Genomic DNA, 24,926 nt, shown 5'->3' on the forward strand with positions numbered 1-24,926 from the left:
GCGCGACTCACCCGGGCCGTCCGTCCCGCCGCCGCGGCGGCGGTTACAGTCGAACGAACGGGTGCCGTGCCGTGTGGCCGCCCACCGCGGCTGTGCGGGCGGTGAGAGGAGGCGGACGCCATGCCGAAGAACGTGCTGGTCGCCTACGGGACGACGAACGGTTCGACGGCGGAGATCGCCGAGACCGTCGCCGGAGTGCTGCGACGGGAGGGACTCACGGCCGAGGCGCGCGACGCCGGATCCGTCGGCGGCGCGGCGCCGTACGACGCGGTCGTGGTCGGGGGCGGACTGTACGCCGGTCACTGGCACCGGGACGCCCGCCGCTTCGTCCGCCGCCACGGCAGGGACCTGGCGGGCCGACCCCTGTGGCTGTTCAGCAGCGGACCGCTCGACCCCTCCGCGTCGGAACGGGACATCCCGCCCGTGCCCTGGGTGCGCAAGGCCGTGGCCCGGCTCGACGCCCGGGACCACGTCACCTTCGGCGGATGCCTGCGCGAGGGCGCCAGGGGCTGGGTCGCCCGGATGATCCTGCGGAACGGAAAGGGCGGCGACTTCCGTGACTTCGGCCGGATCGAGGAGTGGGCCGCGGGCATCGCCCACGAGCTGACGCGCGACTGACGGCGCACCGGCGCCGTCGAGGCGACCTGGCGGCTGCCGGTGCGCCGCCGCCGCACCGGCGGGCGGGCGCCCTGCGCGCGGAAGGCGGGAGCGGGAGCGACGATGTTCTGGGAGTCGCCGTTTTGCCGGCCGGTGACTCCGTGACCGCGCCGGTGCGTGAAGTGAGGTGGATGGCCGTGGCCCCTACTCCTCGACGGGAGCCAGTGATCACCGTCGGTCTCGACGGCTCGCCCGAGAGTCTCGCCGCCGCCCACTGGGCCGCTGCCGAGGCCGAGCGCCGCGACCTCGGGCTGCGCCTGCTGTACGCGTGGCCCGTGCTCGGGCCGGAACCCACCGAGGGCCCCTCGGACACTGACCAGGGCTACTGGGCGAAGCGCATGCTGCACAACGCCCACGCGGAGATCCGTACCCGCCATCCCGGTCTCACCGTCGTCGGCGACCTGGTCGAGGAAGAGGCCCCGCAGGCACTGCTGCACGCCGCCGCTGAGTCGGAGATCACCGTGCTCGGTTCGCAACGGACGGACCCCGTCGAGAGGTTCTTCCTGGGCGACGTCAGCATGTTCGTCGCCGCCCGGGCCGAGCGTACGGTGGTCCTGGTCCGTGCCCCCGTGGACGTGGCCGCCCCACCGGCCCCGCCGGACGAGGGTGGCGACGTGGTGGTGGCGCTCAAGCTGCACGGTCCGTGCGACGACCTGCTCGGCTTCGCGTTCGCCACGGCCGCCGCGCGCGGGGTTCCCCTGCGGGCCGTGCACGGCCGCGGCCTGCCCGTGAACGCCTATGTGCCGTGGGGCGTGGACCACGATGTCGCCGACACAACCGGGCGGAGCGCGAAGGCGGAACTGGATCAGGTGCTGCGTCCCTGGCGGGAGGCGTTTCAGGGGGTGGAGGTGGTCGACGGCATCAGCCTGGTGAGCCCGGCGAAGGCGGTCATCGGCGCCGCGCGGACGGCGGACCTGCTGATCGTCGGGCGGCGCCGGCAACGCCGGGCGCTCGCACCCCGTCTGGGCCCCGTCGCCCACGCCGCCCTCCACCACGCCCACTGCCCCGTGGCCGTGGTCCCCCACGACTGAACCGTCCGGCGGCGTCCGGGAGGACGGCGCCGCGTCGCGGGACGACGGTCACGCGGGCTCCCGCTGCCGTAGGGGGCGTACAGGTCGAGCAGGCGGACCCGCGTGGCTCGCCCTGGCTGCCGCGGGCTCGACCGCCACCTGGGCCGGATGGGCCCGGCTGCCGTTCGTCGCCCGCAACCGCCGGCTCCTCCGACCTCCTCCTCCCGCCCCGGGGACCGCCGCGACCGCGCGGTGGTCCCCGGGGCGCCGGCGCGTCCTCCGCCGGGCACCGGCCTTCCGGGCGTCCCCGGGAACCGGACGTTCACAGCCGCAGCGTGAACCACGTCGTCTTCCCCTCGCCGGTGGGGCGGAGTTCGGACACCAGGAGGCGCGCGTCGTGGGCCTTGTCGTGACAGCCCCAGGCGGCCAGGGCCTTGCTCAGGAACGCACGGCCCTCCGGCACCGAAGCGGCACGGGTGGGCAGGGTGGTCGTGGCGGAGGCCATCCGGGTGTCCGAGGGGCGCCCCCCACGAACCGCGCCCGGCCGGTGCCGCGGATCACCCGCACGTCAACCGGTTCGCGCCGCGCGGTCCGTGCGGCTGCGCAGCCGGTCCCGCGGCCGGTCGGCGAGGGCCCGGGCGCTCGCCTCACGGGCGTGTACGACGACGAGGTCGTCACCCACCTGGCCCGGCCACCCGTCGACGCTGACCCCGGCCGACCCTCCGTCACCACCATTGCCCACCGTGGGGAGCGCCGCTATGTTAATGAGAAATCACATCCGTGCGAAGGGATTCAGTGCGCGTCGGTCGCGCACATGTCGTGTCTGCGAGTGCACCTGAAAGCAACTGGCCCATCAGGGAAGCAGGTAAGTCAATGGAGAACCTCAGCAGGCGGAGGGCGCTGACGTTGGGTGTCGCGCTCGGCCTCGTAGGCGTGGCGAACCCGGGCGCGGCATCGGCGTCGACGGGATCGGGGACCAGGACCGCCGCGGGGACCGGCCCGGAGTGGATCTGGGACGACGCGGCGGACCCGCTGATGGCGTCGATGCTCGACGAGGGACACGTGCCGGCGATCAACACCGCCTGGGCGTCGTGGGTCAACAACGACGACCCGCTGCCCAGCGGCCTGCCGGCCGAATTCGCCGCGTACCTGGGACGGGTCAACCGGCTGCCCTCCTGGGCCGACCGGACCAAGCTGACCCGCGCCGCCGACTTCAACCGGCGCAGGGACACCTACCTCTTCATGCTGTACGGCCTCGGCAGCGGCATCATGAGCACCGTCATCCCGCGCGAGGCCAAGAGCGTCTACTGGTCCGCGGGCGGCGCCGACATGCAGGACCGCGCGGCCAAGACGTTCACGTTCGGCTACGACCTGTCCGAACTGGGAGCGTTCAAGCCGACGGGGCAGTTCGTCGTCACCGCGAACAAGACGCGCGTGGTGCACGCCGCGGTGCGTCACCTGCTGCCGCAGTCGCCGCACTGGAGGGCGGTCGCCGACGAGAGCGTCCCGATCAGCGCCGCCGACATCCTGGTCACCTTCCACAGCCTGGGCACCTACGTGCACCGGAAGCTGCTCGACTGGCGGATCCCGTACCCGGCCGCGGACCAGGAGGCGTTCCTGCACTCGTGGCAGGTCGCCGTCCACCTGCTCGGGGTGCCGTACGAGCACATCCCGCGGACCTGGGCGGAGGCCGAGAGGCAGTCGGCGCAGGTGCTCACCCCGATCCTCTCCCCGTCCACCGAGGGCATCCGGCTGGCCGAGGAACTGCTCGGTCTGACCGCACAGATCGACCTCGGCGTCACCCGCGGCTTCCTGAACGAGTTCGTGCGCTACGTCCTCAGCGACGAGGTCGGCGACTGGCTGGGACTGAAGCGCGACTACGCGTCGGCGGCCCTGGTGCGCACGGCATGGCCGGCGTACGTCCTGTTCCGTGAAGGGCTGTCGCCCGTCATGCCCGGCAGCTTCTACATGTTCGACCAGTTCGTGCGCGCCCTGGCCATGCTGTTCCTCAACAAGGGCTCCTCCGGCACCACCACCCCGATCACCATCCCCACCGGCAACAGGCCGTCCTGAGCCGCCTCGACCCGTGCGCGAGCCGTACCCGCCCCGCGGCAGCCGGGCCGGGGGCGGGCTTCGAGGCGGCGCACGGGATGCGGCGGAGGTCAGCGTCGGGAGCTTCAGGGGTCGGCGCGCCCGGGCGGCTGCCGGGACGGCCGTTCACAGGCCCAGCGCGCCCACGGCCAGAGCGGTCACGGCCTCACGGTGGGCGGGGCTGTCCTCCCACCGCACCCTGCGTCCCGCCTCGACCACCACGCCGAACCCCGCGTGGACAAGCACCCGGGCCTGGCGCGGGTCGAGTTCCGGACGGGCCAGCCGCAACTGCTGCTCCCAGACGGCGATGTACTCCCGCTGCGCGAGGACGACGGGACGCCGCGAGTCGGTCGGCAGACCGGCGAACTCCGCCTCGGCGACACTGTTGAGCTCGGTGTACTCGAAGCAGTAGGCCACGTGCGTCGCCGCCAGGGCGACGATGGCCTCGCGCGGTCCCGGCACCTCCCGCAGGTTCCGCTCCACCCCCTGGGTGAGCAGTCCCGCCGCCTGGAGGCACGCCGCCGCCAGGATGTCGGTCTTGCCGGGGTAGTGCCGGTACAGCGCGGACGGGGTCAGCCCCACCGCCTCCGCGATCTGTCCGTTCGTGACGTTGGCGAAGCCGTCCCGGGCGAACAGCGGGACCGAGGCCGCGAGGATCTCCGCGCGTCGCGTGCGCGGCACCGGCCGGGCGGGCAGGTCGACGGGGTGCGCCCCGGGCGGGCCCGCCGCCGGATCGGTCGCGGCGACGTCCAGCGCGGACGCCAGCAGCAGCTTCTCGGCCCGGCGCCCGGCGATGGAGGTGTGGTGCATCGTGATGGATCCGATCGCGCCGAGGGCGGCGGTGGCCCGCAGGCGCTCGCCGGGCAGGGGCCGCTCGCGCTGGACCGCCTCGTCGACCCGCTCGACGAGCCGGCCGAACTTCACCTTCAGACGCCTGCGGTCCTCACGGTCGAGGTACCGGGCCTCCCACCGGTACACGCCGCCCGACGCGCGGTGAGCGACGGTGACCCGGGTGAGGGCGGTGAGCACCTCCGCCAGGGGCGCCTCGGGCGGCACCTCGTCGAGCGCGGCGACCAGGCCGTCCACCATCACGTGGGCGCACGCGGCGAACAGGGCGTACTTGTTCGGGAAGTGCCGGTACAGAGCGGTCGCGGTGATGCCCACACCGGCGGCGACCTCCTCCATCGACGCCTTGTGGTAGCCGCGCTCGCTGAAGACCCGCCCGGCCGCGTCGAGGATGAGTTGCTTGCGGTTACGGGGCCGGGTGGCCGCGGCGCGATCGCCGGTCGCGGTCGAACGGGCGGACGGGGAGGCGGAGGCCATGCCGTCAGTCAATCACAGGCCGTCAGCACGCCGTCACGTCACCCGGCGCGGACCGCGGGGGACGTGACGGCGGGATCACCGCGTGAAGGTGAGCACCGGCTTGACGACGCCGCCGTCCCTCACGGCGGCCACGGCGGCCACGGCGGCGCCGATCTCCTCGAGAAGGGGAACGTGGTGACCAGCCCGTCCAGCGGGAGAGGCCCACGCCGGTACGGGCCGGCCGGTTCGGGGACGAAGCGGCCGGGATCGAAGTCCGCCTCGGGCACCCCGTGCACCCCGTACACGCGACGCGCGGTGGTCGTTCCGGTCGTTCGGGCGCACGACCACGGCCACCGCCCACCGACTCACCCGGCGGGGGCACTCAGGAACGCTGGGCGGCGGCGCCGCGGCGGGCGGCGCGGCGCCGAAGGCGCAGCGGCAGTACGTACCAGCACAGGCCGAACCACAGCATGACCGCGCCGACGAGTATCTCGGCGAGGACGCCGGGAATCACCACGCGCAGGATCAGCAGGAGCGTGCAGCCGATGGTCAGCGCCAGGAGGACCATGCCGCACATCATCAGGCGTCCGGCGGCTTCCACCACCTCGTCCTTCATCCGCTGGCCGGACAGGAAGCGGTGGATGGAGACCGGGGCTATGAGAGACCCTGTGGCCGACGCGCCGAGCACCACGGTGATGACGTAGACGACCCGGTCGAACGTCTCCAACTCCCGGAACAGCGGGGTGAAGGCCACGCTGAGCAGGAAGCCGAAGAGGATCTGCACGCCCGTCTGAGTGACCCGCGTCTCCTGGAGGATCTCGTTCCAGCGCCGGTTGACCCGCTCGCGCGCCGACTCGGGCGGTTCTCCACCGTGCCCCGGCCCGTGCTCGCGTTCATGCGCGCAACAGGTGGTGTCTTCCCCCGCCGCGCCCACCGACTGCTCCGTCATCGTCATGGCATCCTCCCCGGTCCAGGCAGACCGCTTGCCCCGTGAGGGCCACTTCCATGCAGGTCACGGACGTGGGTTCGTGCGGTGCCACCGTGGACGGGCGTCGCCGCCGCGGCGTCCCGCGACGGACGCGCAGCGACGGCACAGCCGCTGGACACGGTCCGCGGCGCCGCCGGATGCGGGAAGGACGTCCTGCCAGGGCACGTGGGGGAAGCGGACCAGTTGCGAGCGGCTCAGGGACAATCCGCACACCGTCTGGTTCAGGCCCGGCTCCCAGGCGTGCACCTCCCCTGACGGCAGCCGGCGGCGGCCCTCCTCCTCAGCCGTCCACTGTCCGCTCGCGGCCACTGCGTACCGCGTCGCCCGTGCCATGAGGTTCCACCTCCCGGTCGTCCGTGGTACCCGAACCGACGGGTACCACTCCGGGCGGTGACGGCGACCTCCGTGTTATCGTCATGCGTTTGCGTGGTCGTCGCGGTGGGCGATGGTGCGGTCCGGTTCCGCCTGGGTGGGGGCTGTTCACCCCTGCCGGGCCTTCCTCGGTACGTACTCCTGCGGAAGGCAGTCCATGAAGCACCCCGACCACTCCGGAACCGCTCACGGCGCTCCCGCCGAGCCCGGAGCCACGGCCCCGGCGCGGCCCCCGGCCGTCTCCTTCGCGGACCTGCGCCTGCCCGGGGAGGTCCTCCGGACACTGGGCGGACTCGGAGTCCGCGAGCCCTTCCCGATCCAGGCCGCCACAGTGCCCGATGCCCTCGGAGGGCGCGACATCCTGGGGCGCGGGCGCACCGGATCCGGGAAGACGCTCGCCTTCGGCCTGCCGCTGCTGACCCGCACGGCAGGGCGGCGCGCCGAACCGAAGCAGCCCCTCGCCCTGATCCTCGTGCCCACACGGGAACTGGCCCAGCAGGTCACCGAGGCGCTGACGCCCTACGCCGAGGCCCTGCGGCTGCGGATGGCCACGGTCGTCGGCGGTCTGTCGATGGGCCGGCAGGTCGCCGCGCTGCGCCAGGGAGCCGAGGTGGTCGTCGCCACCCCCGGACGCCTGCACGACCTGATCGAGCGCAACGCCTGCCGCCTGGGCCGGGTGCGGATCACGGTGCTCGACGAGGCCGACCAGATGTGCGACCTGGGATTCCTGCCGCAGGTCGTGGAGGTGCTCGACCGGGTGGCCCCCGACGGCCAGCGGATGCTGTTCTCGGCCACCCTGGACCGCGACGTCGACGAGTTGGTCCACCGCTACCTCCACGACCCGGTCGTCCACGCGGTCGAGGAGGCCGCGGGCACGGTCGCCGCGATGGAGCACCACGTCCTGGTCGTCCACGGCCCCGACCGCTACGCCGTCACCACGGAGATCGCCGCCCGCGACGGCCGCGTCCTGCTGTTCCTCGACACCAAGCACGCCGTCGACCAGCTCACCCGGCATCTGCGGGCCGGCGGCGTGCACGCCGCGGCCCTGCACAGCGGCAAGTCCCAGCCGCAGCGCACACGGACCCTGGCGCAGTTCAAGAACGGCCAGGTCACCGCACTGGTGGCGACCAACGTCGCCGCCCGTGGCCTGCATGTCGACGACCTCGATCTCGTGGTCAACGTCGACCCGCCCACCGACCCCAAGGACTACGTGCACCGAGCGGGCCGCACGGCCCGCGCCGGTGAGTCCGGCCGCGTGGTCACGCTCGTTCCGCCGGACCGGCGCCGCGAGACGAGCCGGATGCTGGCCGCGGCCGGCATCGAGCCGACCGTCACCAAGGTGCGCTCGGGCGAGGCAGAGCTGAGCCGGATCACCGGCGCCAGGGCTCCCTCCGGCGTGTCCCTCGACGGCGGGCCCGCCGTCCCCGGGCCCAAGAACACCAACGCCCCCTTCCGCGGCCTCGGAACGAGCAAGGGCACCCCCCGCGGCGCCGCCGGCGGCACCTCCCGCAAGGCCGGCGAAGCCCGCAAGCTCGCCGAGGCCCGCAAGGCCGCCCGCGTACGTCGCAGCGGCTGAGAAGCGTGGTGCCCCGACGCGAAATCGCGGGCGACGCGCCGCGACAGACGCGATGATGTCGGCGGTGCACCGCACCGCCCCCGGCATGACAAGCTGTGCCGGCCCACCCCCGAACCCAGGAGGTCACCATGACCGCAGAGCCCACACCCCCGGAAGGTTCGGAGCCGGCCTCCCCCGAGGCGTCCCCTCTGGCGCCGGACACCGACGGCAACTACGACCTCAAGCGCAAGTTCCGCGAAGCCCTGGCGCGCAAGCGCGGTGCGCAGGCGGAGGCGGCCGACGCCGCCGCCAACCCGAACGCCTCGAAGGTCCGTGCGGCACACGGTCCGGCCGGGCAGCAGCGGTCGTTCAGGCGCAAGAGCGGCGGCTGAGCCGCCGGTCCCGGAGAGCCGGCCGCTTGGCCGGCCCTCCGGGCGCCCGGTAGCGTCGCCCCGCAACACGCACCCCCGTTCGTACGTCGCGGGCGAGACCCGCCCGGCAGGCCATCGAGGAGTGCCACCCCCTCGGCTACTCGGTTCGAGGGCGTGACGAGCGCTCCTTTCATCACGGTTGAGTCCTGAGCCGGAACTATGGCTTCCGTCACAGCCAACGTGATCTTGTCCTGGTGTGATCGCCGAATGCTCGGTTTCCTCCTCCGTCTCCTGCCCTTCTGGGTGCGCGAGCCCCTGCTCATCGTCGTCGGGTCGGTGCTCGGCGTACGCATCATGTATCTCGCCTTCACCGAAAGGGCATGGGTGCCGGCCGCCCTCGGCCTGGCGTTCCTGGTGTTCACCGCGGTGCGTGTGCACACCGTGGTGCGGGCCCTGCGCTCCCGCCGGAACCCGGGCCCCGCGCCCTCCGCGGACGGGGCGGCGGCCGGCGCCGCTGCTCAGCCGCAACCGCAGCCCCCATCACAGCCGCAGCCGCAGGCGTCCGCGCCCGCGGTGCGGCGTCCCGCCCCTGCCGCACCGCGGAAGGAACCCAACGCCTGGGGCCAGGCCGTCGCGGCCGTGGCGGTGTTCGCGGTCATCGGAGCCGCCCTGTGGCTGGGCCCCCGGCTGCTGCCCTCCGAGGTCTCCGAGGACGCCGGCGCACCGCAGGCCGCCACGTGTTCGGGCGGGGAGGGCGAAGGACTGCCGAGCGCCTACCGCGCGACGGCCCGCGCCGTGACCGGCGACGAGCTGTGCACAGCGCTCAACAAGCCGGACCTGGCACGGCTCCTCGGAACCCCCGCGGAGACCGCGACCGCCGCGTCCGGCACCAGCAACACCGCTCCCCTGACCGGTGGGAAGGTCGCCCAGCCGGAGGCCCGGGTCCAGTTCGACACCTACACCGTGCACGTCTCGGCCACGTACAACGAGCTGTCGATCGCCCAGTACGTGAAACTGATGGAGTTCGGAGAGGAGACCGACGTCAAGACGCTCTCGGTTCTCGGCCGGCCCGCGGTCCTCTTCACGGATCACACCATGAGGATCGAGATCGACCTGGGCAGCGGCGGATCGGGCGGACCCGTCGAGCAGGGCCCCCGGGCGAGGAACCTCGCCGTGGCCCTCGACGGGCAGGACCGGGGCGGCTACTTCGACGTCACCGTGTGGAGCACCTCCGGAGCCTTCCCGGACGACAGCGTCCTCCTCGGCATCGCCGGGCGGATACTTCCGGCGATCCCCGCACGGACCGGGTGACGCCTGGGCCCAGCGTCCGCACCGCGCCGGCCCGTCGGCCCTCCGGGTACCACGGGGTGCCGTCCCGCGCCGGTGGTGTTCTGATGGTTGCCGAGGGCCCGCCCGGTCCACCAGGAGCGCTGGGCGGGAGGGGAAGGACGACCATGGAACTGTTCCCGGCGATCCCGCTGGCCGAATGGCGCGACACCAAGGAGACCCTCCACCGGTTCGCGCAGATCATCGGCAAGATCCGTCTCGCGGCCAGCGTGCAGCGCAACCACTGGTGGAACGTCCCGCTGCACCTCACGGGGCGCGGCACCACCACACGCCCCATGGGGCAGGTCGACGGCAATCCCCTCTTCGCGATCGACTTCGACTTCGTCGCCCACCGGCTGGTGATCTCGGTCCTGGACGGGCGGCAGGTCTCCTTCCCGCTCGTCGGCCAGTCCGTGGCCTCCTTCTACAGCGCGGTCATGGACTCGCTGGACGCCCTGGGAGTCCGGGTGCGGCTCGCCGTCCCCCGGCCCTTCGACCTCCCCGACTCCGCCCGGCCGTACGCCGAGGACACCGAGCACGCGGCCTACGATCCCGTACGGGCCAACCGCTACTGGCGGGTCCTCAGCCAGGTGGCGTCGGTCCTGGAGGAGTTCGCCGCGGACTACTCGGGCAAGGTCAGTCCGGTACACCACTTCTGGCACACCTTCGACATCGCCCACAGCCGGTTCTCCGTGCGCCACGTCGAACCGCCCCCGAAGGCCGACCCGGTGACCCGGGAGGCGTACTCCCGCGAGGTGATCAGTTTCGGCTTCTGGTTCGGCGACGACACCTACCCCGATCCCGCGTTCTACTCCTACACCGCCCCGGAACCGGACGGCCTGGCCGAGGAGACGCTCCGGCCCGAGGCGGCCGGCTGGCTCGACCGGGGCGGCAGCCACCTGGCGGTGCTCCCGTACGACGTGGTACGCACCGGGTCCGACCCGCGTTCCGACGTGCTCGCCTTCTACGAGAGCGCCTACCGGGCCGGCGCCCGACGCGCCGGGTGGGAGATCCAACGGATGGCGTGCCCGAGCGGAGTGACGGATCCGCACCACCGGGGCCACCTGTCCGGGGGCACGTCCGGCTGAGACCCGCGCCCACCTCCACGCGACCGCGTCGCCCGGCGGATCCGCCCGGCATCCTCGACCTCTGCACCTTCCGCCCCTCCCGCCGTGTCCGGGACGAACTCCACGACGCGTGACGAGGATCACCGCCCGACCGGATCACCGTCGGCGCCGTCGTCCCGGACCCGCAGGGCCAGGTGACCACCGTGATCCAGCGGTGTGCTCAGCCGTGGACGGGCCGCCTCGCAGCCGGTCTCCGCGTCGACGAGGTGCACCTCTCCGTGACCGCCCCGGCTGACGGCGATCCAGTCGGAGCCCGGTGAGGTGGCCACCGCCCGGCGTTGGACGCCCTCCCAAGGGGTGCCGCCGCGACGCGGAGCACCGTCCATGGCCGGCAGGGGGAGGCGGCGGACGACGTCGTCGGCGTCGAGGAGGAGCAGTTCGTCGCCGTCGGGGTGGACACGGGTGAAGGCGGTGTGGCGTCGGGCGAGGGCCAGCCGGAAGACGAGTCCGGGGCCGAGGTCCGTGAGGCGCGTGCGGCCTGTTCCCAGATCGTGGCGCCAGGCCTGGTTGGTCCACTCCGGCCAGCGCAGCGGGTCCGGGTCACCGCCGCGCAGCGTGGTCCACAGCGCCGGCCGCCGGGTGTCGAGCCGGAGGTACCAGCCCCGGGCGGGCGATCCCCAGGGAACGACCGCGCCGGCGGCGAGCGCGTCGCCCTGCCTCCGGGCCCGGTGCACCCCCTCGCTCGTGGCGGCGAACACCTGCTCCGAGCCCGGTGCCTGGGCGTCCCCGTGGCCGTCGTCCGGCAGCGGCAGGACCGCGTGAGGGGTGACCGGCGGGCAGCCGGGCGGGGCCGCGAGGAGGTCCGCGAACCGGTGGGCGGCCAGCGACCCGGGCTCCCGGTGCCGCAGGACGACCAGCGGGTCGGCGCCGCCCAGCACCGTCACCCCCGGTTCGCCGACACGCGTGCGTACCCGGGCGGCCTCACCGGTGGCCAGGTCGACGACCGTCAGCAGGTCCGACCACGGCTCGCCGTTCTTGCCGAGGCCGGTGGTGACGGCCAGCCGGCGGCCGGACGGGTCGCAGGCGAGGTGCTCGGCGGGCACGGCGACCGGGATCGCGTGTTCCACGAGTCTCCCGCCGAAGGGATCGAGCACCAGCAGTTCTCCGCGACGGTCGTCGACGCAGGCCGTCCGCCCTCCCGGCAGCGCCAGGAACCCGGCGTGCTCGGAGAGGTGACGGCCGGTGAGACGTCCGACGACGGCGCCGTCCGGCACGGTCAGTACATGGACCGTTCCGGCCACGTGGTCGGAGACGAGCAGGACGGGTGTGGCGGGCATGGGACCTCCGGAAACCGAATTGGTGAAAACGATTATCATGTATCTTCAGTGGCGTTCCCGGTACCTGAGAAGAAGCGAGGGCGTCGATGCTGCGCTCACCGTCGAGATTCGTCCGCAGTTGGATCGCCGCAGCGGCGGTGGGTTCCGTCCTGGCCGGCTGCGGCCCGGCCTCCGAAGAACCCACGAGTGACAAGGCCAGGCCCACGGCGAAGACGGAGGTGACCGTCGAACCCATCAAGGCCACGACGGAGTTGACCGACACGAACGGCGTCAAGGTCTCCCTGGAGAAGCAACCCGAGCGGATCGTCTGCCTGTTCGCCCTGTGCGACGACATCCTGACCGAACTGGGCATCGTGCCCGCGGCCACCAACAGCGCGTTGCTCGCCCACCCCGACTTCCTGGGCGAGGGGAAGGCCAAGGAGGTCGACGTCGTCCCCGGCGGATTCATCGCCCCCGAGGTGGAGGCGATCCTCTCCCACAAACCCGATCTCGTGATCGGTCTGGGGGACACCCACGGCAAGCTCGCCCCGGCGCTCAAGGGCGCTACCACGTTCTGGGCCATGCAACCCGAGACGTGGGAGGACGGCGTGGGATACCTGCGCGACGTCGCCGCGCTCACCGGCCGCACCGCCGAGGGGGAGAAGGCGGAGCGGACCTTCCGTACGAAGCTCGCCGGGGCCGAGAAGGCGCCGAGCGAGAAGACCGCGCTCATCATCTACGGCAGTGACGAGAACTTCGGCGTCGCGACGCCGGAAGGCGACGTGACCGCCAGCCTGTTCCCCAAGATCGCCGACTACCCGTGGAAGTCCCGCGGCGTGGAGGGCAGTTACAGCCTGGAGGAGATCCTCGCCCAGGACGTCGACGTGCTGTTCGTCGAGACGATGAGCTTCGGCGACGCGGACGGCAAACTGTCGGAGAAGCTGGCCGAGAACCCCCTCTGGGGCAAGATCCCGGCGGTGAGGAACGGTGACGTCCACGAGGTGGACGCGGAGGTGTGGGCCAAGGGCCGCGGCACCCGTTCGCTGGGCATCGTCCTCGACGAGGCCACGGCCGCGCTGCGGTGAGGACCTTCCCCTCGGTGCCCGCCGCGGCCGATCGGGCCGCGGCGGGCGGACGGCGTCCGGCAGGCGGTGCGCGCAGGTGGCAACCGCTCCTGGTGGTCGCGTTGCTGGCCGCCTCCGCGGTCTGCGCGCTCAGCCTCGGCACCCCCTACGTCCCTCCGCACCGGCTGGCCGCCGCCGTGATGGAGGGGGACACCACCCTCGCCGGGATCGTCGTGACCGAACTCCGCGTGCCCCGCGTGCTGCTGGCGTTCGTCGCCGGAGCCTGTCTGGGCGCGGCCGGACTGGTGCTCCAGGAGGCGCTGCGCAATCCCCTGGCCGTCCCGGAGATGCTGGGCGTGTCGTCCGGCGCCGCGCTCGGGGTGGCCGCGCCGCTGGTGCTGGCCCTCGCGCTGCCCGCCGCCGTCCAGCCCCTGCTGGCCATCGGCGGCGCCGCGCTCGGCGGCGGGCTGACGCTGCTCGTCGCGGGGCTCGGCCGCAGTCCGTCCGCCGTGCTGCTGACCGGCGCCGCGGTGGCGGCCGGGCTGCAGGCCGCGCTGCTCGTCCTGATGGTCATGGCCGACCAGCTCGACCTCCAGCTGATCTTCCGCTACCTGCTCGGTTCCCTGTCCGCCCGCACGTGGGACGACGTGACGGGGCTGTGGCCGTGGCTGCTCCTCGCGGTGCCCGCTCTCGTCCTGTGCGCGCCGGTGCTGGCGGTCATGCGGCTGGGCGACGAGGACGCGGAGGCACTGGGGGTGCGGGCCCACCGCGCCCGGCTGTCCGCGCTGGCCATCGCCGTGGTGCTGATCGCCCCGGTGACGGCGGTGTGCGGTCCCGTCGCATGGGTGGGGTTCCTCGCCCCGCACCTGAGCCGCTGGTTCGCTCCGGGAGCGGGGGCGGTGCGCTGGCTCCCGTGGTCCGCGGCCTGGGGCGCGGTCGTCGTGATGGCCGCCGACGTCCCGGCCAGGCTGGCGCTGGCGCCCGTGGAGACACCGGCCGGTGCCTGGACGGCCCTGCTGGGGGTGCCGGCCGGTGTCGCGCTGATGCGGTCCGGTGGCCGACGCCGGGCCGCCCGGCGTGCGCCCGCCACGGCGGGCGAGCCACTGCCCGGACCGCGGAGGACGGCATCCGGCGTGGCGGACGACGGGCCTCCGGCCCGGTCGCCGGACCACGCGCGTGCGGCCGGCCCCGCGCGCGGCGGGCCCGGTGGCGCACCCTCGCGCGCCGTTCGGACGACCGGAACGGAGGACGCACGATGACGCGGCGTTTCACGGCACTCGCGGCGCTGGCCGTGGTCTGCGCAGGCGCGGGACTGGTGGCCGGGCGCGGCATGTCGCCGGGCGTGGCCTGGGACGTCCTGGGCGGTGGCGGCGACGTGACGGAACGCCACATCCTGTTCCAACTGCGCCTGCCCCGGCTGCTGGTGGCCCTCTGCGCGGGCGCCTGCCTGGCCGTGGCCGGGCTGGTCCTGCAGTCCGCCCTGCGCAACCCCCTGGCCGGCCCGGAGGTGACGGGCGTGACCCCGGGTGCGGTGCTCGGCGCCGTCACCGCGACCGCCCTGGGCTTCGCCGGGTGGGACTCGCCCCTGGCCGTGGTCCTCGCCGCGTGCGCGGGCGGGTGTACCGGAGCGGCGCTGCTGTGGCTGCTCGCCGGGCGTGGGCGCGGTGATCCCGCGCAGACCGCCGTGCACGGGGTGCTGGTGTCGGCGGTGCTCGGCGGGCTCACCGCCATGGTGCTGCTGGTGGAGCCGGGGGAACTCGGCAGCGTGGTGCAGTGGCTGGTGGGCACCACGGAGGGCCGGGTGTGGGAGCACTGGCACCTGCTGTGGCCGTGGGCACTCTTCTGGGGCACTGCCGCCTGGCTGCTGGCGGGGCCGTTGACCCTGCTGCGCTGCGGGGACGACATCGCTCTCGCCGCCGGCCTCTCCGCCCGCCCGGCCCGGACCCTGGCCCTGCTGTGCGCGGTGGCGCTGACGGCGGGAGCGGTGGCCGCCGTCGGGGCGCTGGGTTTCGTCGGGCTGCTCGTGCCGCACCTGGCCGTGGCCGTCTTCGGCGCCGACCTGCGCAGGAGCCTTCCCGGCGCCGCCCTCACGGGCGCGGTGGTGGTGTGCGGGGCGGACGCGGTGGCGCAGTCGTCCTCGCGGCTGCTGGCGGCGGTGTTCGACTCGGACCGGCTCACGCTGCCGGTCGGGGCGCTCACCGCAGGTCTCGGCGCCGCGTTGCTGCTGGTCGTCGTGCGCCGCTCGCCGAACCGTGCGTTCTGACGCCGAACTGCCGAACTGCCGAACCGTCGCATTGTCGAATGGAGGACAGAGCATGACCGAGTCCGTGGGGATCCACGTCGAGGGGGTCCACTTCGGCTACCCCGGACGGCCCGTCCTGCGGGGCGTCGACCTGACCGTCCGGCCTGGCGAACTGACCGCGCTCATCGGCCTGAACGGCTGCGGCAAGTCGACCCTGCTGCGGCTGGCCGCCGGGCTGCTGCGGCCCGGCGAGGGGCGTGTGCTGCTCGGCGGGGACGACCTCGCCCGGCTCTCCAGACGCGCCACGGCACGCAGGGTGGCGCTGCTGCACCAGTCCGCGCCGGCCGTACCGGGCATGACGGTGGGTCACCTCGTCCGTCAGGGGCGGTACGCGGCGCGCGGCCCGCTGGGCATGCTGCGCGAGGGTGACGACGACCCCGTCGTGCGCCGGGCGCTGCGCGACGTCGGGGTGGAGGAGTGGGCCGGCCGTGACGTCGACGCGCTGTCCGGCGGTGAGCGGCAGCGTGTCCGGCTCGCGATGGCGCTCGCCCAGGACACCCGCGTCCTCCTGCTCGACGAGCCGACCACCTACTTGGACCTGCACCACCAGCTCGACGTGCTGCAGACCGTGGTCCGGCTGCGTGAGGAACGCGGGCTCACGGTGGTGATGGTGCTGCACGACCTGGCCCACGCCGCCCGGTTCGCTGAACGCGTCGTCGCCCTGCGCGACGGCCGGGTGGTGGCGGACGGGACGCCGGCGGAGGTCGTGACACCGCGCTTGCTGGCGGACGTGTTGAACGTGGCGGGCCGGGTCGGCCGGGACCCCGAGGGCGGCTGGCCGGTGTGTTACCCAGATCACCCCCTCCCAGCTATAGAATATGAAAACCAGATTCATTAGTGTCTGTGTCACGGCGCTCGACCGAACGCCGTATCTCCCTTCCACCGATGGAGAGTTCATGGACAACGAGCAGGTCTTCGCACCCATCGCCGACCCGGGCCAGCTGGCTCACGACTCCGCATCCCACTCCAACGCGCTCGTCGAGAACCCCTTCGAGGACACCGAGGAGTAAGCAGGGCCTCACCGCCCTCGACCGTGGGCCCGCCCGATGCCTTCCGGGCGGGCCCACACCCGTCCCAGGTCCCGTCGTCAGGAGGAACACCGTGTCCCGCAGCCGTCTCGCCCCCGGCGTCGAGGTCGTCGCCGTGCCCGGGCGGGGACTCGCCGTCCGCACCCCGGAAGGGGAGTTCTTCACCGTCAGGCCGGGGGGCGCGGACGAGGACGTCCTGCTCTCCCTGCTCACCGGCGGGAGCACGGCCCCGGTGGACGAAGAACTGGCCCGCGTGGTGCGGGCCTTCGAGGAGGCCGGCTATCTGACGGACGGCCCGCGGCACGCGCCGTGGCCCCCCGCCCGCCGGGACGTCCGCGTCCTCGGCGACCCGGTGCTGACCGCACCGCTCGCCGCGCACCTGGCCACCCTGGGCGCACGGCCGCGCACCACACCGGCGCCGACCGCGTCCGACGGATCACCCACGCGGATCGAGGACCTGCTCGACGGCAACCCCCACGCGGTCGTGTGGTGCCTGGACGGGCCGGTGCCGGACGGACGGTGGGACGCCGCCGACCGGTTGCCCGAGCACGGCGTCGCCTGGCTGCGCTGCCACCGCGAGGGCTGGCAGGCGTACGTCGAACCGCTCGCCGCCGCACCGGGAGACGTCACGTCGGCGCACGTCCGGTCCCGTCGGCTCGCCGCCACGCCCGCTCACCGCGAACTGGCCGCGTACTGGAGCGGACCGCGTACCTCCGGCGCACCGGCCGGGCTCTCCGGGCCGGCCGCCACGCTGCTCGCGGCGCTGGTCGCGGACGACCTCAGCCGGTGGGCCACCGACACCCCCGCTCCGGCCGGCCTCCCGGCGCGGCGCCGCCTGCGACGGGTGGACCTGCGCACGCTGACCGTCACCGAGCACCCCGTCCTCCCGGTGCCCCCCGTGGCACCGACGCCGAAGAGGGACGGATGACGGCGTTCAGCGCGACGGTGGGCGACCTGGCCACCGACGTCCACCTCCCGGCCGGTGACGGCCCCTTCCCCGCCGTCCTGGTGCGCACCCCCTACGACAGGACCCGGCACGGGGCCGAGGCGCGGGGCTGGGCCCGCCGCGGGTTCGCCGCCGTCGTCCAGGACGTGCGGGGCCGGTTCGCGTCGCCGGGGGAGTGGCACCCGTACGTGCACGAGGCCGCCGACGGAGCGGCGGCCGTCCGCTGGATCCGGCGGCAGACGTGGAGCGACGGCCTGCTGGTGGCCCACGGCGCCTCCTACGCGGCCCACTGCGCCCTCGTCCTCGCCCTCGACGTGCCCGAGGACGCCCGGCCCGACGCCGTCATCGCGGCCGTGCCCGCCCTCGGCCTCGCGGACACGGCGCGCGAGGCGTCCGGCGCGGAGCGGCTGCTGTCCCGGGCCGGATGGTGGGCCGCCCACGGTGACCGGCGGGACTCCGACGAGAGCGCGCTGGCGACCGCCCTCGCCGCCGACCCCCGACTCCTCACCCACCTGCCGCTCACCCGCCTCCCCGAACGGCTGGGCCGCGACCTGCCCTCCTGGACGGACCTGTGGCGGCACCGCGACCGCGGCCTCCTCGTGGCGCGGGCCGCGCGGGCCGCCGTGCCCCTGCTCGCCGTGGGCGGCCACCACGACCACTTCGCCGAGGACACGGTCGCCCTCTGGCGCGCCTGGGGCGGCCCCTCCGCCCGGCTGCTGCTGGGCCCCTGGCGGCACTCCCTCGTCACCGCACCCGGCCCCGGCGCCGGCCCCGCCCACCGGCTGGACCTCGGTCCGCTGTACGTGCGCTGGGCCCGCCGCGCCCTGACCGGTGAACTCGCCCCCGGCCGGCAGGGCGCCCAGGCTCTCGGCGGAGCCGACCTGTGGCTGCCCGCCGGCACCGAGGGCGCACCGCGCACACCCCCCGCACGACCGGTGCACGGCGCCGCCTTCACCGCCGACCCCCACCGGCCCGTCCGCTCCGACGACCTGACCGTCCCCACCGACGGTCCGCCCGACCGCTGCCTGCTGGTCACACCGCCCCTGCCGCGCCCGCTCGACGTGGTCGGCCCCGTGAGCGTGCACCTGCGGGCCACCGCCCACACCCCGGCCGCGGACTGGGCCGTCCGGCTCGCCGCACTCACGCCGGGAGGGGCCGCCGAGCGACTCGCCGTCGGCGTCGCCCGCCACGCCGGACCGGCCGGTCAGGAAACCGCGTTCACCCTCGGCCTGGGCCGGCTCGCACGCCGGCTGCCGGCCGGCACACGGCTGCGCCTGGAGATCGCCGGACACCACTTCCCGGCCCACGCCCGCAACCCCCACACCGGCGACGACCCCGTGACGGCCGGCCGGCTGCTCGCCTCCCGGCGCGAGGTGGACCCGGACAGCGTGGCGCTGACCCTGCCCGTCCTCCCCTCCCGCCCCACCCCCGTCGACCCCGCCGAGGAGATCCTGCGATGACGACGCTGCCCCTGGAAGCACTCGTCGACCCCGTCTGCGGCATCGTCCGCAAGGTCAAGCCCGTCGAACACCCCGCGGGCGCCCCGCCCCGCTACACCGCGCTCACCGCCGAGATCTCGGACGCCCGCAGGCACGGCCTGTGGCCCGCCGACCGGGTCTCCCTCGGCACGACCTTCGGCGACCCCGGGCAGGCCCGCGTCGCCGCGATAGCCGAGGGGATCGAACGGTACTGCGGCAACCGCGTCCCGCCCCCGGGCCATCCGGACGCCCCCGTCCGCGCCACCGCCGCCGAACTGGCCCGCAGGGGCCTGCGCCTGTACGGACCGGAAGACCTGCCCGCCTACGCCGACTGGCAGTACGCCCGCGAGAAGTACCCCTACCGCCCCCTCGGGCCCGACACCCCGGCCCTGTGGACACGCGGCACCGAACTGCTGCCCGACGGCACCGGCGCCGAGGTCTGGGCGCCCGTCTCCCTCACCCACCTCAACTGGCGCCAGGGCGACCTGCGGGAACTGCCCCGCACCCACCACCTCAACTACGCCGGCATCGCCACCGGGCAGGGCCTCGACGACGCCGTCGAGCGCGGCCTGCTGGAGATCGTCGAACGCGACGCCCTGGAACTGTGGTGGCACCTGGACGGCCCGGCCCGGGGCATCGACCCGGCGAGCGTGCCCGGCCTCGCCGACGACCTGGCCGGTTCCGCGCTCGACCTGCACATCGTCGAGATGCGCTCGGAGTTCGCCCCCTGCATGGCCGCCCTCGTCCACGACCCGCGCCTCGGCCTGTACGCCGCAGGGTTCGCCTGCAAGTACGACCCGGCCGAGGCCGCCCGCAAGGCCGTCCTCGAAGCCGTCCACACCTGGGTCTTCACCCAGGGCCTCACGGACGCCGACGGCTGGGTGTTCCAGGCCGTGGAGGCCGGGCTGCTGGCGCGCGGACTCTACCTCCAGCACCGGGCGGACGCCCGCTACCTCGACGTGTGCGGCGAGCGGTTCGAGCACGTGCGGGACCTGGGGGCGCACGTGCAGGTGTGGCTGGACGAACGGATGGCGGCCGAGGCCCGGCGCTTCACCGCGCCCGCCCTCGGGACCGTGTCCGTCGACGCCGTCGAGCACGGCAGCCGGGAGCGGCTGGAGACCACGCTGCGCGAGGGCGGACACCGTGTCATGACCTTCGACCTCACCACCGAGGACGTGGCCGAGACCTCACTGCGCGTCGCCCGGGTCCTCGTCTCCGGACTCCTGCCCAACGCCCCCGCCGCCTTCGGCTACTTCGGCTGCCCGCGCCTCGCCGAGGCCGCCGTGGCGCGCGGCTGGCGCACCACCCCGCCGAGCGGCCCGGAGGACTTCACACTGGCGCCTCCGCCCCACATGTGAGGGCCGTGGTGGAAGACATCCGCGCAGACCGCCCGGTGGACCTCGTCACCGCCCTCGCCCGCGCCCGCTCCCCGGAACCTCCCGGCCCCGACACGCCCGCCGGAAGCCCCGTCCGGCCCTGGCCGGGCCCGTCGCTTCCGATCCCGGAGGCCGGCCCGGCGAGCCTCGATCTGCGTTGCCTGCTCCGTCTGTCCCTGGCGGCCTCCGACCCCTCCGGACGCCTGCGGCCCACGCCCTCCGCGGGCGCGCTGCACCCCGTGGACACCGCACTGGTCGTGGGCGCCGGCTGCTCCCTGCCGCCCGGCCGCTACGGCTACGACCCGCTGCGCCACCGCGTCCACCACACCGGCCCGCCTCCCCGGGACACGCCGCCGGGCGTGACGGCCGAACTCGACGTCACCGCACGGCGCACGGTCTCCCACTACGGCCACCGGGCCTGGCCCCTTCTGCTGCTGGACACCGGGCACGCCGCGGCGGCGCTGGTCCTGGCGGCCCGCGCCCTGGGCACGGGCGAGCCCGAGGCACGGCTGGACGGACGCACCGGGACCCCGTTGGCCGTCGTGTGTGTCCCCCCGCCCGGAAGGGGGAGCCGGGTGCACCCGGCGGACAGCCCCGACGCCCCGGCCACCTCCGGGGACACACCCACCCCGGCCGAACTGCTGGAGCGCCGCAGCACCCCACCGCCGCTGCCGGGCGCACCCTCCCACGACGCCCTGCGGGCGGTCCTTGCCACCGCCGAACGGGCCGCGGCCGACGACCTGTTGCGCTGGTGCGCCGCGGTCGGCCCGCCACGGCCCGGCCTCATGGAACGGACACCGGACGGCACGGCCCTGCGGCGGTACGCGGCGGGCGAGGCCCGCCCGACCCTCGCGGCCTGGGCCGCGGGCCAGGCGTGGATCGCGAACGCGGGCGCCGTCCTGATCGCCCACGGCTGCCCCACGGACGCCGACACCACGCACGTGCGCCGCGCCCACCTGAGGGCCGGCTTCGCCGTCCACCTGGCCCACGTCACCGCCCGCCGCCACGGGCTGGCGGCCCGGCCCGTCGGCTCCTGGCAGCAGGCGGACCTGGGCGCCGCCCTCGGAGCCGCACCGGAACAGGACTGGGTCGTCCACGCACTGGCCCTCGGCACCCGCCACGCCGACGAGGAGAAACGAACGTGATCGTCCACCCCGAACTCCGCCGCGCCGCGGGGCGCGCACGACGCCCCCTGCTGGCGGCCACCCTCCTGCAGGGCGCCGTCACCCTCACCCACCTGGCCCAGGCCGCCCTGCTGGCCCTCACGCTCGCCGGCCTGGCCCGCGGCGACACCGGACGGCTCCCCTGGCTGCTGGCCGCGGTGCTCGCCGTCGTCGCCGTACGCGCCGCACTCACCGTGTGGCAGCGGCGCACCGCCACCCGCGCGGGAGCCCGGGTCAGGGTGGCCGTGCGGGACGAACTCCTGCTCCGCCTCGGCCGTCTGGGCCCCGCGCACCTCACCACCGCACGGGCCGGAGCCGTCCGCACCACACTCGTCGACGGCGTGGAGGGCGTCGACGCCTACGTCTCCCGCTACCTGCCCCAACTCCTGATCACCCTCACCGTGCCGCCCCTCGTCCTGACCGCCCTGGCCGCGGTCGCGCCCTGGGGCCTCCTCGGCCTGGTTCCCGCCCTGCTCCTCGCCCTGGCCGGGCCGCGCGCCTGGGACAGGCTCCTCGCCGCCCGCGGCAAGGAGCACTGGGACACCTACGAAGGGCTGGGCGCCGACTACCTGGAGGCCCTCCAGGGCATGCCCGCCCTGCGCGCCGCCGGCGCCGTCGGGCGCACCCGCGCACGCCTGGAGGAGCGCTCCGCGGCACTGCACCGGGCGACCGTCGCCAAACTGCGGGTGTCCCTGGTCGACACCGGCATCACCGACCTGGCCATCCAGGGCGGCACGGCCGCCGCGGCCCTCCTCGCGTGCTGGTCGGCCGTCACCGGTTCCACCACGGCGACCGGCACCTACCTGATGCTGCTGCTGGCCTCGGAGTGCTTCCGGCCGGTCCGCGACCTGGCCCGCGAGTGGCACGCCGGATACCTGGGCGCCTCGGCCGCCGACGGACTCGCGGCCCTGCGCACGGCCGAGCCGGCGGTCCCCGACTCCGGGACGGTCCCGGCGCACTGGCAGGCTCCGCCCGAACTGCGCTTCGAAGACGTCCGGTTCACCTACGACGGCGCACCGGACCCCGCCCTCGACTCAGTCTCCTTCACCGCGCCACCGGGACGGACGACCGCGATCGTCGGCCCGTCCGGCGCCGGCAAGTCCACGCTGCTGGCCCTGGTCCTGCGCCACCACGACCCGCAGCAGGGCCGGATCACCCTCGACGGGCGCCCCACGACCGAGTATGCGCTCGACTCCCTGCGACAGGGCGTCGCCGTCGTCTCCCAGGAGACGTACCTCTTCCACGCCACCATCGCCGACAACCTGCGCATGGCCCGGCCGGCCGCCACCGACGACGAGCTGACCCGGGCGGCGCGCGCCGCCGGTGTCCACGACGAGATCACCGCCCTCCCCGACGGCTACGCCACCGTCCTCGGCGAACGCGGCGCCACCCTCTCCGGCGGTCAGCGTCAGCGGCTCGCGCTCGCCCGGGCCCTGCTGGCCGATGCCCCGGTCCTCGTCCTGGACGAGGCCACCAGCTCGGTCGACGAACGCCGGGAGGCCGACATCGTCCGGGAGCTGACGAACGCCGCGAGCGGACGGACCGTCCTGGTGGTCGCCCACCGGCTCGCGGCCGTCCGGCACGCCGACCGCATCGTCGTCCTCGACCAGGGAGGGGTGGACGCCGTCGGCGAGCACCCTGACCTGGTCGAGGCCGGCGGTGTCTACACGCGGCTCGTCGAGGCCGGCCGCCACCACCGAGGAGAACGGGCCGCATGAGCACCACCACCGCTGTCACCACCACCGCGGTCACCGCCCCCGCCGACGCGGACGCACCCGCGCGAGGCGCACTGCGCGCCCTCCTCCCCGCCCTCGCCGCACACCGCGCCATGACGGCCCGCACCTGCGCCGCCGCGATCCTCGAACAGGGCTCCCTCGTCGCACTGCTGACTCTGGCCGCGCACACCGTGGGCGACGCCGTCATCGAGGGGCGCGCGCCGTCGGCCGACACCGTCACCGCGCTCGTCGCCCTCGTCCTGGTACGCGCCCTGATGACCTGGCGGGAGATGGACCTCTCGCACGACCTGGCCTACCGGGTGCTGGCCGCCCTGCGGGTACGCGTCTTCGACGGACTCGCCCGCAGCGCGCCCGCCCGGGTCGCGGGCCGCCGCAGCGGCGATCTCGCCGCCACCGCCATGGCCGACGTGGAGGCCCTGGAGTTCTTCTACGCCCACACCACCGCCCAACTGCTCGCCGCCGGTACGGTCCTCACCGGCGGTTCCGTGGTCCTCGCCACGGTCGAGCCGTGGCTGCTGGTGGCCGTGCTGCCGGTCGCGGCGCTGCTCGCCGCGGCGCCCTTCGCGGACGCACGGGCCCGCACGGCGCGCGGCGGCCGCACCCGGGCGGCCGTGGCCCGGCTGTCGGCCGACACGGTGGAGACCGTCGACGGGCTGCGCGAACTGCTCGCTTTCGGCGCCCTGACCGAACGCCGCCGCGAACTGGCGGATCGGGGGCGGCAGGTGGGAGCCGCCCAGCGCACCGAGGCGACCTGGGAGGCCGTCGCCGCGGCGGTCCGCGACGTCCTCATCGTGGCCGCGGCCCTCGGCGTGGTCGCCGCCGCCGCGCAGTCCGTGACCTCCGGACGGCTGCACGGCGCGTGGGTGCCGGCGGCGATGGCCCTGTCCCTGTCCGTCCTGGGCCCGGTCGCGGAATCGGCCCGCGCCCTCAGCCAGGCCGTGGCGCTGCGCGCCGCCGCCTCCCGCGTCGACGCGGCCGTCAAGGCCCCGGCTCTCGCCCCGCCGCCCACCGCACCACGCCCCCTGCCTCCCGGGCCGCTGGGCGTCCGCCTGCGTCAGGTGAGGTTCGACTACGGCGGCGGGACCGTGCTGGACGGCGTCGACCTCACCGTCCGCCCGGGCAGGACACTCGCCCTCGTCGGTGCCTCCGGCGCCGGCAAGTCGACCTGCGCCCACCTGATCGCGCGCTTCTGGGACCCGTCCGCCGGCGCGGTCCAGTTGCTGCCCGCCGACGGCGGACCCGTGGACGTGCGGGAGGTGGGCGACGCGGAACTGCGGCGTGCGGTGGTACTGGTGGGACAGGACACACCCCTCTTCCACGGCACCCTTGCCGAGAACCTGCGGCTCGGCGCGCCCGAGGCCGGCGACCGGGCGCTGGCCGAGGCGGCACGGCTGTGCGGCGTCGACCGGATCGCCCCGATGGACACCCTCGTCGGCGAACGGGGCGCCACGCTCTCGGGGGGCCAGCGGGCCCGCGTCGCCCTGGCCCGCGCACTGCTGGTCCGGCCGCGGGTCCTCGTCATGGACGAGTCCACCGCCCACCTGGACAACAGCGGCGACGCCGAACTCGCCACCGCGCTCCGGCAGGAGGGCCGCACGACGATCGTCATCGCACACCGTCCGGCGACGATGCGCCGAGCCGACCGCATCGCCGTTCTCGAGGCGGGCCGCATCGCGGAGGAGGGCACCTGGGAGGACCTCACGAGCCGCCCCGGCAGCGCCCTCAACCGCATCCTGGCCGCCACCTCCTTCTGAGCACGGCACGTCGCCCCAGGACCC

At 74.8% G+C, this 24,926-nt stretch carries 23 protein-coding genes; 18 read left to right on the top strand and 5 right to left on the bottom strand.

Translation table 11 applies throughout. The annotated features are described in order from the left end of the window. The first annotated feature begins 120 nt into the window (after positions 1-120). Together ACZ6A9_RS14905 and ACZ6A9_RS14910 are read left to right on the top strand one after the other, a co-directional pair. On the top strand, positions 121-618 hold the full coding sequence (locus ACZ6A9_RS14905) for a flavodoxin domain-containing protein (protein WP_468984676.1): 498 nt from the start codon (positions 121-123) through the stop codon (positions 616-618). A 170-nt stretch (positions 619-788) separates the two neighbouring features. Next, the gene (locus tag ACZ6A9_RS14910) at positions 789-1,688 is read left to right on the top strand and encodes a universal stress protein (protein ID WP_468984678.1); all 900 of its coding nucleotides are present in this window, start codon (positions 789-791) and stop codon (positions 1,686-1,688) included. Between the two features lie 301 nt (positions 1,689-1,989). On the opposite strand, the gene ACZ6A9_RS14915 is transcribed toward ACZ6A9_RS14910, so the two are convergent. Beyond that, positions 1,990-2,172, bottom strand: a complete 183-nt coding sequence (locus ACZ6A9_RS14915) for a hypothetical protein (RefSeq protein WP_468984681.1) — start codon at positions 2,170-2,172, stop codon at positions 1,990-1,992. Positions 2,173-2,540: 368 nt separating this feature from the next. Between ACZ6A9_RS14915 and ACZ6A9_RS14920 the strand changes: the two genes are divergently transcribed. Continuing rightward, a complete protein-coding gene (locus ACZ6A9_RS14920; RefSeq protein WP_468984683.1) occupies positions 2,541-3,740 on the top strand; it encodes an oxygenase MpaB family protein in 1,200 nt (399 codons plus the stop codon). Between the two features lie 144 nt (positions 3,741-3,884). On the opposite strand, the gene ACZ6A9_RS14925 is transcribed toward ACZ6A9_RS14920, so the two are convergent. From ACZ6A9_RS14925 to ACZ6A9_RS14935, 3 genes are all read right to left on the bottom strand, one after another. Beyond that, positions 3,885-5,081: a TetR/AcrR family transcriptional regulator gene (locus ACZ6A9_RS14925; protein WP_468984685.1), complete on the bottom strand. Its 1,197-nt coding sequence runs from the start codon at positions 5,079-5,081 to the stop codon at positions 3,885-3,887. Between the two features lie 361 nt (positions 5,082-5,442). Next, entirely contained in the window at positions 5,443-6,015 is a 573-nt protein-coding gene (locus ACZ6A9_RS14930; RefSeq protein WP_468984687.1) for a DUF6328 family protein, read from the bottom strand. Between the two features lie 57 nt (positions 6,016-6,072). After that, positions 6,073-6,381: a hypothetical protein gene (locus ACZ6A9_RS14935; protein ID WP_468984689.1), complete on the bottom strand. Its 309-nt coding sequence runs from the start codon at positions 6,379-6,381 to the stop codon at positions 6,073-6,075. Between the two features lie 196 nt (positions 6,382-6,577). Between ACZ6A9_RS14935 and ACZ6A9_RS14940 the strand changes: the two genes are divergently transcribed. From ACZ6A9_RS14940 to ACZ6A9_RS14955, 4 genes are all read left to right on the top strand, one after another. Further along, positions 6,578-7,996, top strand: a complete 1,419-nt coding sequence (locus ACZ6A9_RS14940) for a DEAD/DEAH box helicase (protein ID WP_468984691.1) — start codon at positions 6,578-6,580, stop codon at positions 7,994-7,996. Positions 7,997-8,124: 128 nt separating this feature from the next. After that, a complete protein-coding gene (locus ACZ6A9_RS14945) occupies positions 8,125-8,367 on the top strand; it encodes a DUF5302 domain-containing protein (RefSeq protein WP_468984693.1) in 243 nt (80 codons plus the stop codon). 246 nt (positions 8,368-8,613) lie between these two features. After that, positions 8,614-9,657, top strand: coding sequence for a DUF6215 domain-containing protein (locus tag ACZ6A9_RS14950; protein ID WP_468984696.1), 1,044 nt, complete (start codon positions 8,614-8,616; stop codon positions 9,655-9,657). 143 nt (positions 9,658-9,800) lie between these two features. Next, positions 9,801-10,760, top strand: coding sequence for a DUF5996 family protein (locus ACZ6A9_RS14955; protein ID WP_468984698.1), 960 nt, complete (start codon positions 9,801-9,803; stop codon positions 10,758-10,760). A 119-nt stretch (positions 10,761-10,879) separates the two neighbouring features. Here ACZ6A9_RS14955 and ACZ6A9_RS14960 read toward each other — a convergent pair whose 3' ends face one another. Then, a complete protein-coding gene (locus ACZ6A9_RS14960; RefSeq protein WP_468984700.1) occupies positions 10,880-12,076 on the bottom strand; it encodes a YncE family protein in 1,197 nt (398 codons plus the stop codon). An 86-nt stretch (positions 12,077-12,162) separates the two neighbouring features. Here ACZ6A9_RS14960 and ACZ6A9_RS14965 point away from each other — a divergent pair, with 86 nt between their 5' ends. From ACZ6A9_RS14965 to ACZ6A9_RS15015, 11 genes are all read left to right on the top strand, one after another. Further along, positions 12,163-13,140 carry an ABC transporter substrate-binding protein gene (locus tag ACZ6A9_RS14965; protein ID WP_468984702.1) on the top strand — a complete coding sequence of 326 codons (978 nt, stop codon included), beginning with the start codon at positions 12,163-12,165 and terminating at the stop codon, positions 13,138-13,140. A 92-nt stretch (positions 13,141-13,232) separates the two neighbouring features. Further along, positions 13,233-14,378 carry a FecCD family ABC transporter permease gene (locus ACZ6A9_RS14970; RefSeq protein WP_468984705.1) on the top strand — a complete coding sequence of 382 codons (1,146 nt, stop codon included), beginning with the start codon at positions 13,233-13,235 and terminating at the stop codon, positions 14,376-14,378. After that, positions 14,375-15,382, top strand: coding sequence for a FecCD family ABC transporter permease (locus tag ACZ6A9_RS14975; RefSeq protein WP_468984708.1), 1,008 nt, complete (start codon positions 14,375-14,377; stop codon positions 15,380-15,382). Before ACZ6A9_RS14970 ends, ACZ6A9_RS14975 begins: the two co-directional genes overlap by 4 nt. Positions 15,383-15,434: 52 nt before the next feature. After that, positions 15,435-16,259, top strand: a complete 825-nt coding sequence (locus ACZ6A9_RS14980; protein ID WP_468984711.1) for an ABC transporter ATP-binding protein — start codon at positions 15,435-15,437, stop codon at positions 16,257-16,259. Between the two features lie 58 nt (positions 16,260-16,317). Continuing rightward, positions 16,318-16,431 (top strand): streptamidine family RiPP, encoded by a 114-nt coding sequence (gene amiA, locus ACZ6A9_RS14985; RefSeq protein ID WP_241270818.1) that lies wholly within the window; start codon positions 16,318-16,320, stop codon positions 16,429-16,431. A gap of 91 nt (positions 16,432-16,522) precedes the next feature. Beyond that, complete coding sequence (locus tag ACZ6A9_RS14990; protein WP_468984713.1) at positions 16,523-17,377, top strand: hypothetical protein; 855 nt, start codon at positions 16,523-16,525, stop codon at positions 17,375-17,377. Beyond that, positions 17,374-18,855: a CocE/NonD family hydrolase gene (locus tag ACZ6A9_RS14995; protein ID WP_468984715.1), complete on the top strand. Its 1,482-nt coding sequence runs from the start codon at positions 17,374-17,376 to the stop codon at positions 18,853-18,855. Before ACZ6A9_RS14990 ends, ACZ6A9_RS14995 begins: the two co-directional genes overlap by 4 nt. Continuing rightward, positions 18,852-20,231 carry a YcaO-like family protein gene (locus ACZ6A9_RS15000; RefSeq protein ID WP_468984718.1) on the top strand — a complete coding sequence of 460 codons (1,380 nt, stop codon included), beginning with the start codon at positions 18,852-18,854 and terminating at the stop codon, positions 20,229-20,231. The genes ACZ6A9_RS14995 and ACZ6A9_RS15000 overlap by 4 nt, the downstream gene beginning before the upstream one ends. Positions 20,232-20,236: 5 nt before the next feature. Beyond that, the gene (locus ACZ6A9_RS15005; protein ID WP_468984721.1) at positions 20,237-21,394 is read left to right on the top strand and encodes a SagB/ThcOx family dehydrogenase; all 1,158 of its coding nucleotides are present in this window, start codon (positions 20,237-20,239) and stop codon (positions 21,392-21,394) included. Beyond that, positions 21,391-23,130 carry an ABC transporter ATP-binding protein/permease gene (locus ACZ6A9_RS15010; protein WP_468984725.1) on the top strand — a complete coding sequence of 580 codons (1,740 nt, stop codon included), beginning with the start codon at positions 21,391-21,393 and terminating at the stop codon, positions 23,128-23,130. Before ACZ6A9_RS15005 ends, ACZ6A9_RS15010 begins: the two co-directional genes overlap by 4 nt. Next, on the top strand, positions 23,127-24,902 hold the full coding sequence (locus ACZ6A9_RS15015) for an ABC transporter ATP-binding protein (RefSeq protein ID WP_468984727.1): 1,776 nt from the start codon (positions 23,127-23,129) through the stop codon (positions 24,900-24,902). Before ACZ6A9_RS15010 ends, ACZ6A9_RS15015 begins: the two co-directional genes overlap by 4 nt. Positions 24,903-24,926 lie beyond the last annotated feature (24 nt).

The organism is Streptomyces sp. NPDC041124 (assembly GCF_055592385.1).

What these genes read in the sequence shown, in the direction of transcription:
- ACZ6A9_RS14905 (WP_468984676.1), top strand. Translation starts at nt 121, where the DNA reads ATGCCGAAGAACGTGCTGGTCGCCTACGGGACGACGAACGGTTCGACG.
- ACZ6A9_RS14910 (WP_468984678.1), top strand. Translation starts at nt 789, where the DNA reads ATGGCCGTGGCCCCTACTCCTCGACGGGAGCCAGTGATCACCGTCGGT.
- ACZ6A9_RS14915 (WP_468984681.1), bottom strand. Translation starts at nt 2,172, where the DNA reads ATGGCCTCCGCCACGACCACCCTGCCCACCCGTGCCGCTTCGGTGCCG.
- ACZ6A9_RS14920 (WP_468984683.1), top strand. Translation starts at nt 2,541, where the DNA reads ATGGAGAACCTCAGCAGGCGGAGGGCGCTGACGTTGGGTGTCGCGCTC.
- ACZ6A9_RS14925 (WP_468984685.1), bottom strand. Translation starts at nt 5,081, where the DNA reads ATGGCCTCCGCCTCCCCGTCCGCCCGTTCGACCGCGACCGGCGATCGC.
- ACZ6A9_RS14930 (WP_468984687.1), bottom strand. Translation starts at nt 6,015, where the DNA reads ATGACGATGACGGAGCAGTCGGTGGGCGCGGCGGGGGAAGACACCACC.
- ACZ6A9_RS14935 (WP_468984689.1), bottom strand. Translation starts at nt 6,381, where the DNA reads ATGGCACGGGCGACGCGGTACGCAGTGGCCGCGAGCGGACAGTGGACG.
- ACZ6A9_RS14940 (WP_468984691.1), top strand. Translation starts at nt 6,578, where the DNA reads ATGAAGCACCCCGACCACTCCGGAACCGCTCACGGCGCTCCCGCCGAG.
- ACZ6A9_RS14945 (WP_468984693.1), top strand. Translation starts at nt 8,125, where the DNA reads ATGACCGCAGAGCCCACACCCCCGGAAGGTTCGGAGCCGGCCTCCCCC.
- ACZ6A9_RS14950 (WP_468984696.1), top strand. Translation starts at nt 8,614, where the DNA reads ATGCTCGGTTTCCTCCTCCGTCTCCTGCCCTTCTGGGTGCGCGAGCCC.
- ACZ6A9_RS14955 (WP_468984698.1), top strand. Translation starts at nt 9,801, where the DNA reads ATGGAACTGTTCCCGGCGATCCCGCTGGCCGAATGGCGCGACACCAAG.
- ACZ6A9_RS14960 (WP_468984700.1), bottom strand. Translation starts at nt 12,076, where the DNA reads ATGCCCGCCACACCCGTCCTGCTCGTCTCCGACCACGTGGCCGGAACG.
- ACZ6A9_RS14965 (WP_468984702.1), top strand. Translation starts at nt 12,163, where the DNA reads ATGCTGCGCTCACCGTCGAGATTCGTCCGCAGTTGGATCGCCGCAGCG.
- ACZ6A9_RS14975 (WP_468984708.1), top strand. Translation starts at nt 14,375, where the DNA reads ATGACGCGGCGTTTCACGGCACTCGCGGCGCTGGCCGTGGTCTGCGCA.
- ACZ6A9_RS14980 (WP_468984711.1), top strand. Translation starts at nt 15,435, where the DNA reads ATGACCGAGTCCGTGGGGATCCACGTCGAGGGGGTCCACTTCGGCTAC.
- amiA (WP_241270818.1), top strand. Translation starts at nt 16,318, where the DNA reads ATGGACAACGAGCAGGTCTTCGCACCCATCGCCGACCCGGGCCAGCTG.
- ACZ6A9_RS14995 (WP_468984715.1), top strand. Translation starts at nt 17,374, where the DNA reads ATGACGGCGTTCAGCGCGACGGTGGGCGACCTGGCCACCGACGTCCAC.
- ACZ6A9_RS15000 (WP_468984718.1), top strand. Translation starts at nt 18,852, where the DNA reads ATGACGACGCTGCCCCTGGAAGCACTCGTCGACCCCGTCTGCGGCATC.
- ACZ6A9_RS15015 (WP_468984727.1), top strand. Translation starts at nt 23,127, where the DNA reads ATGAGCACCACCACCGCTGTCACCACCACCGCGGTCACCGCCCCCGCC.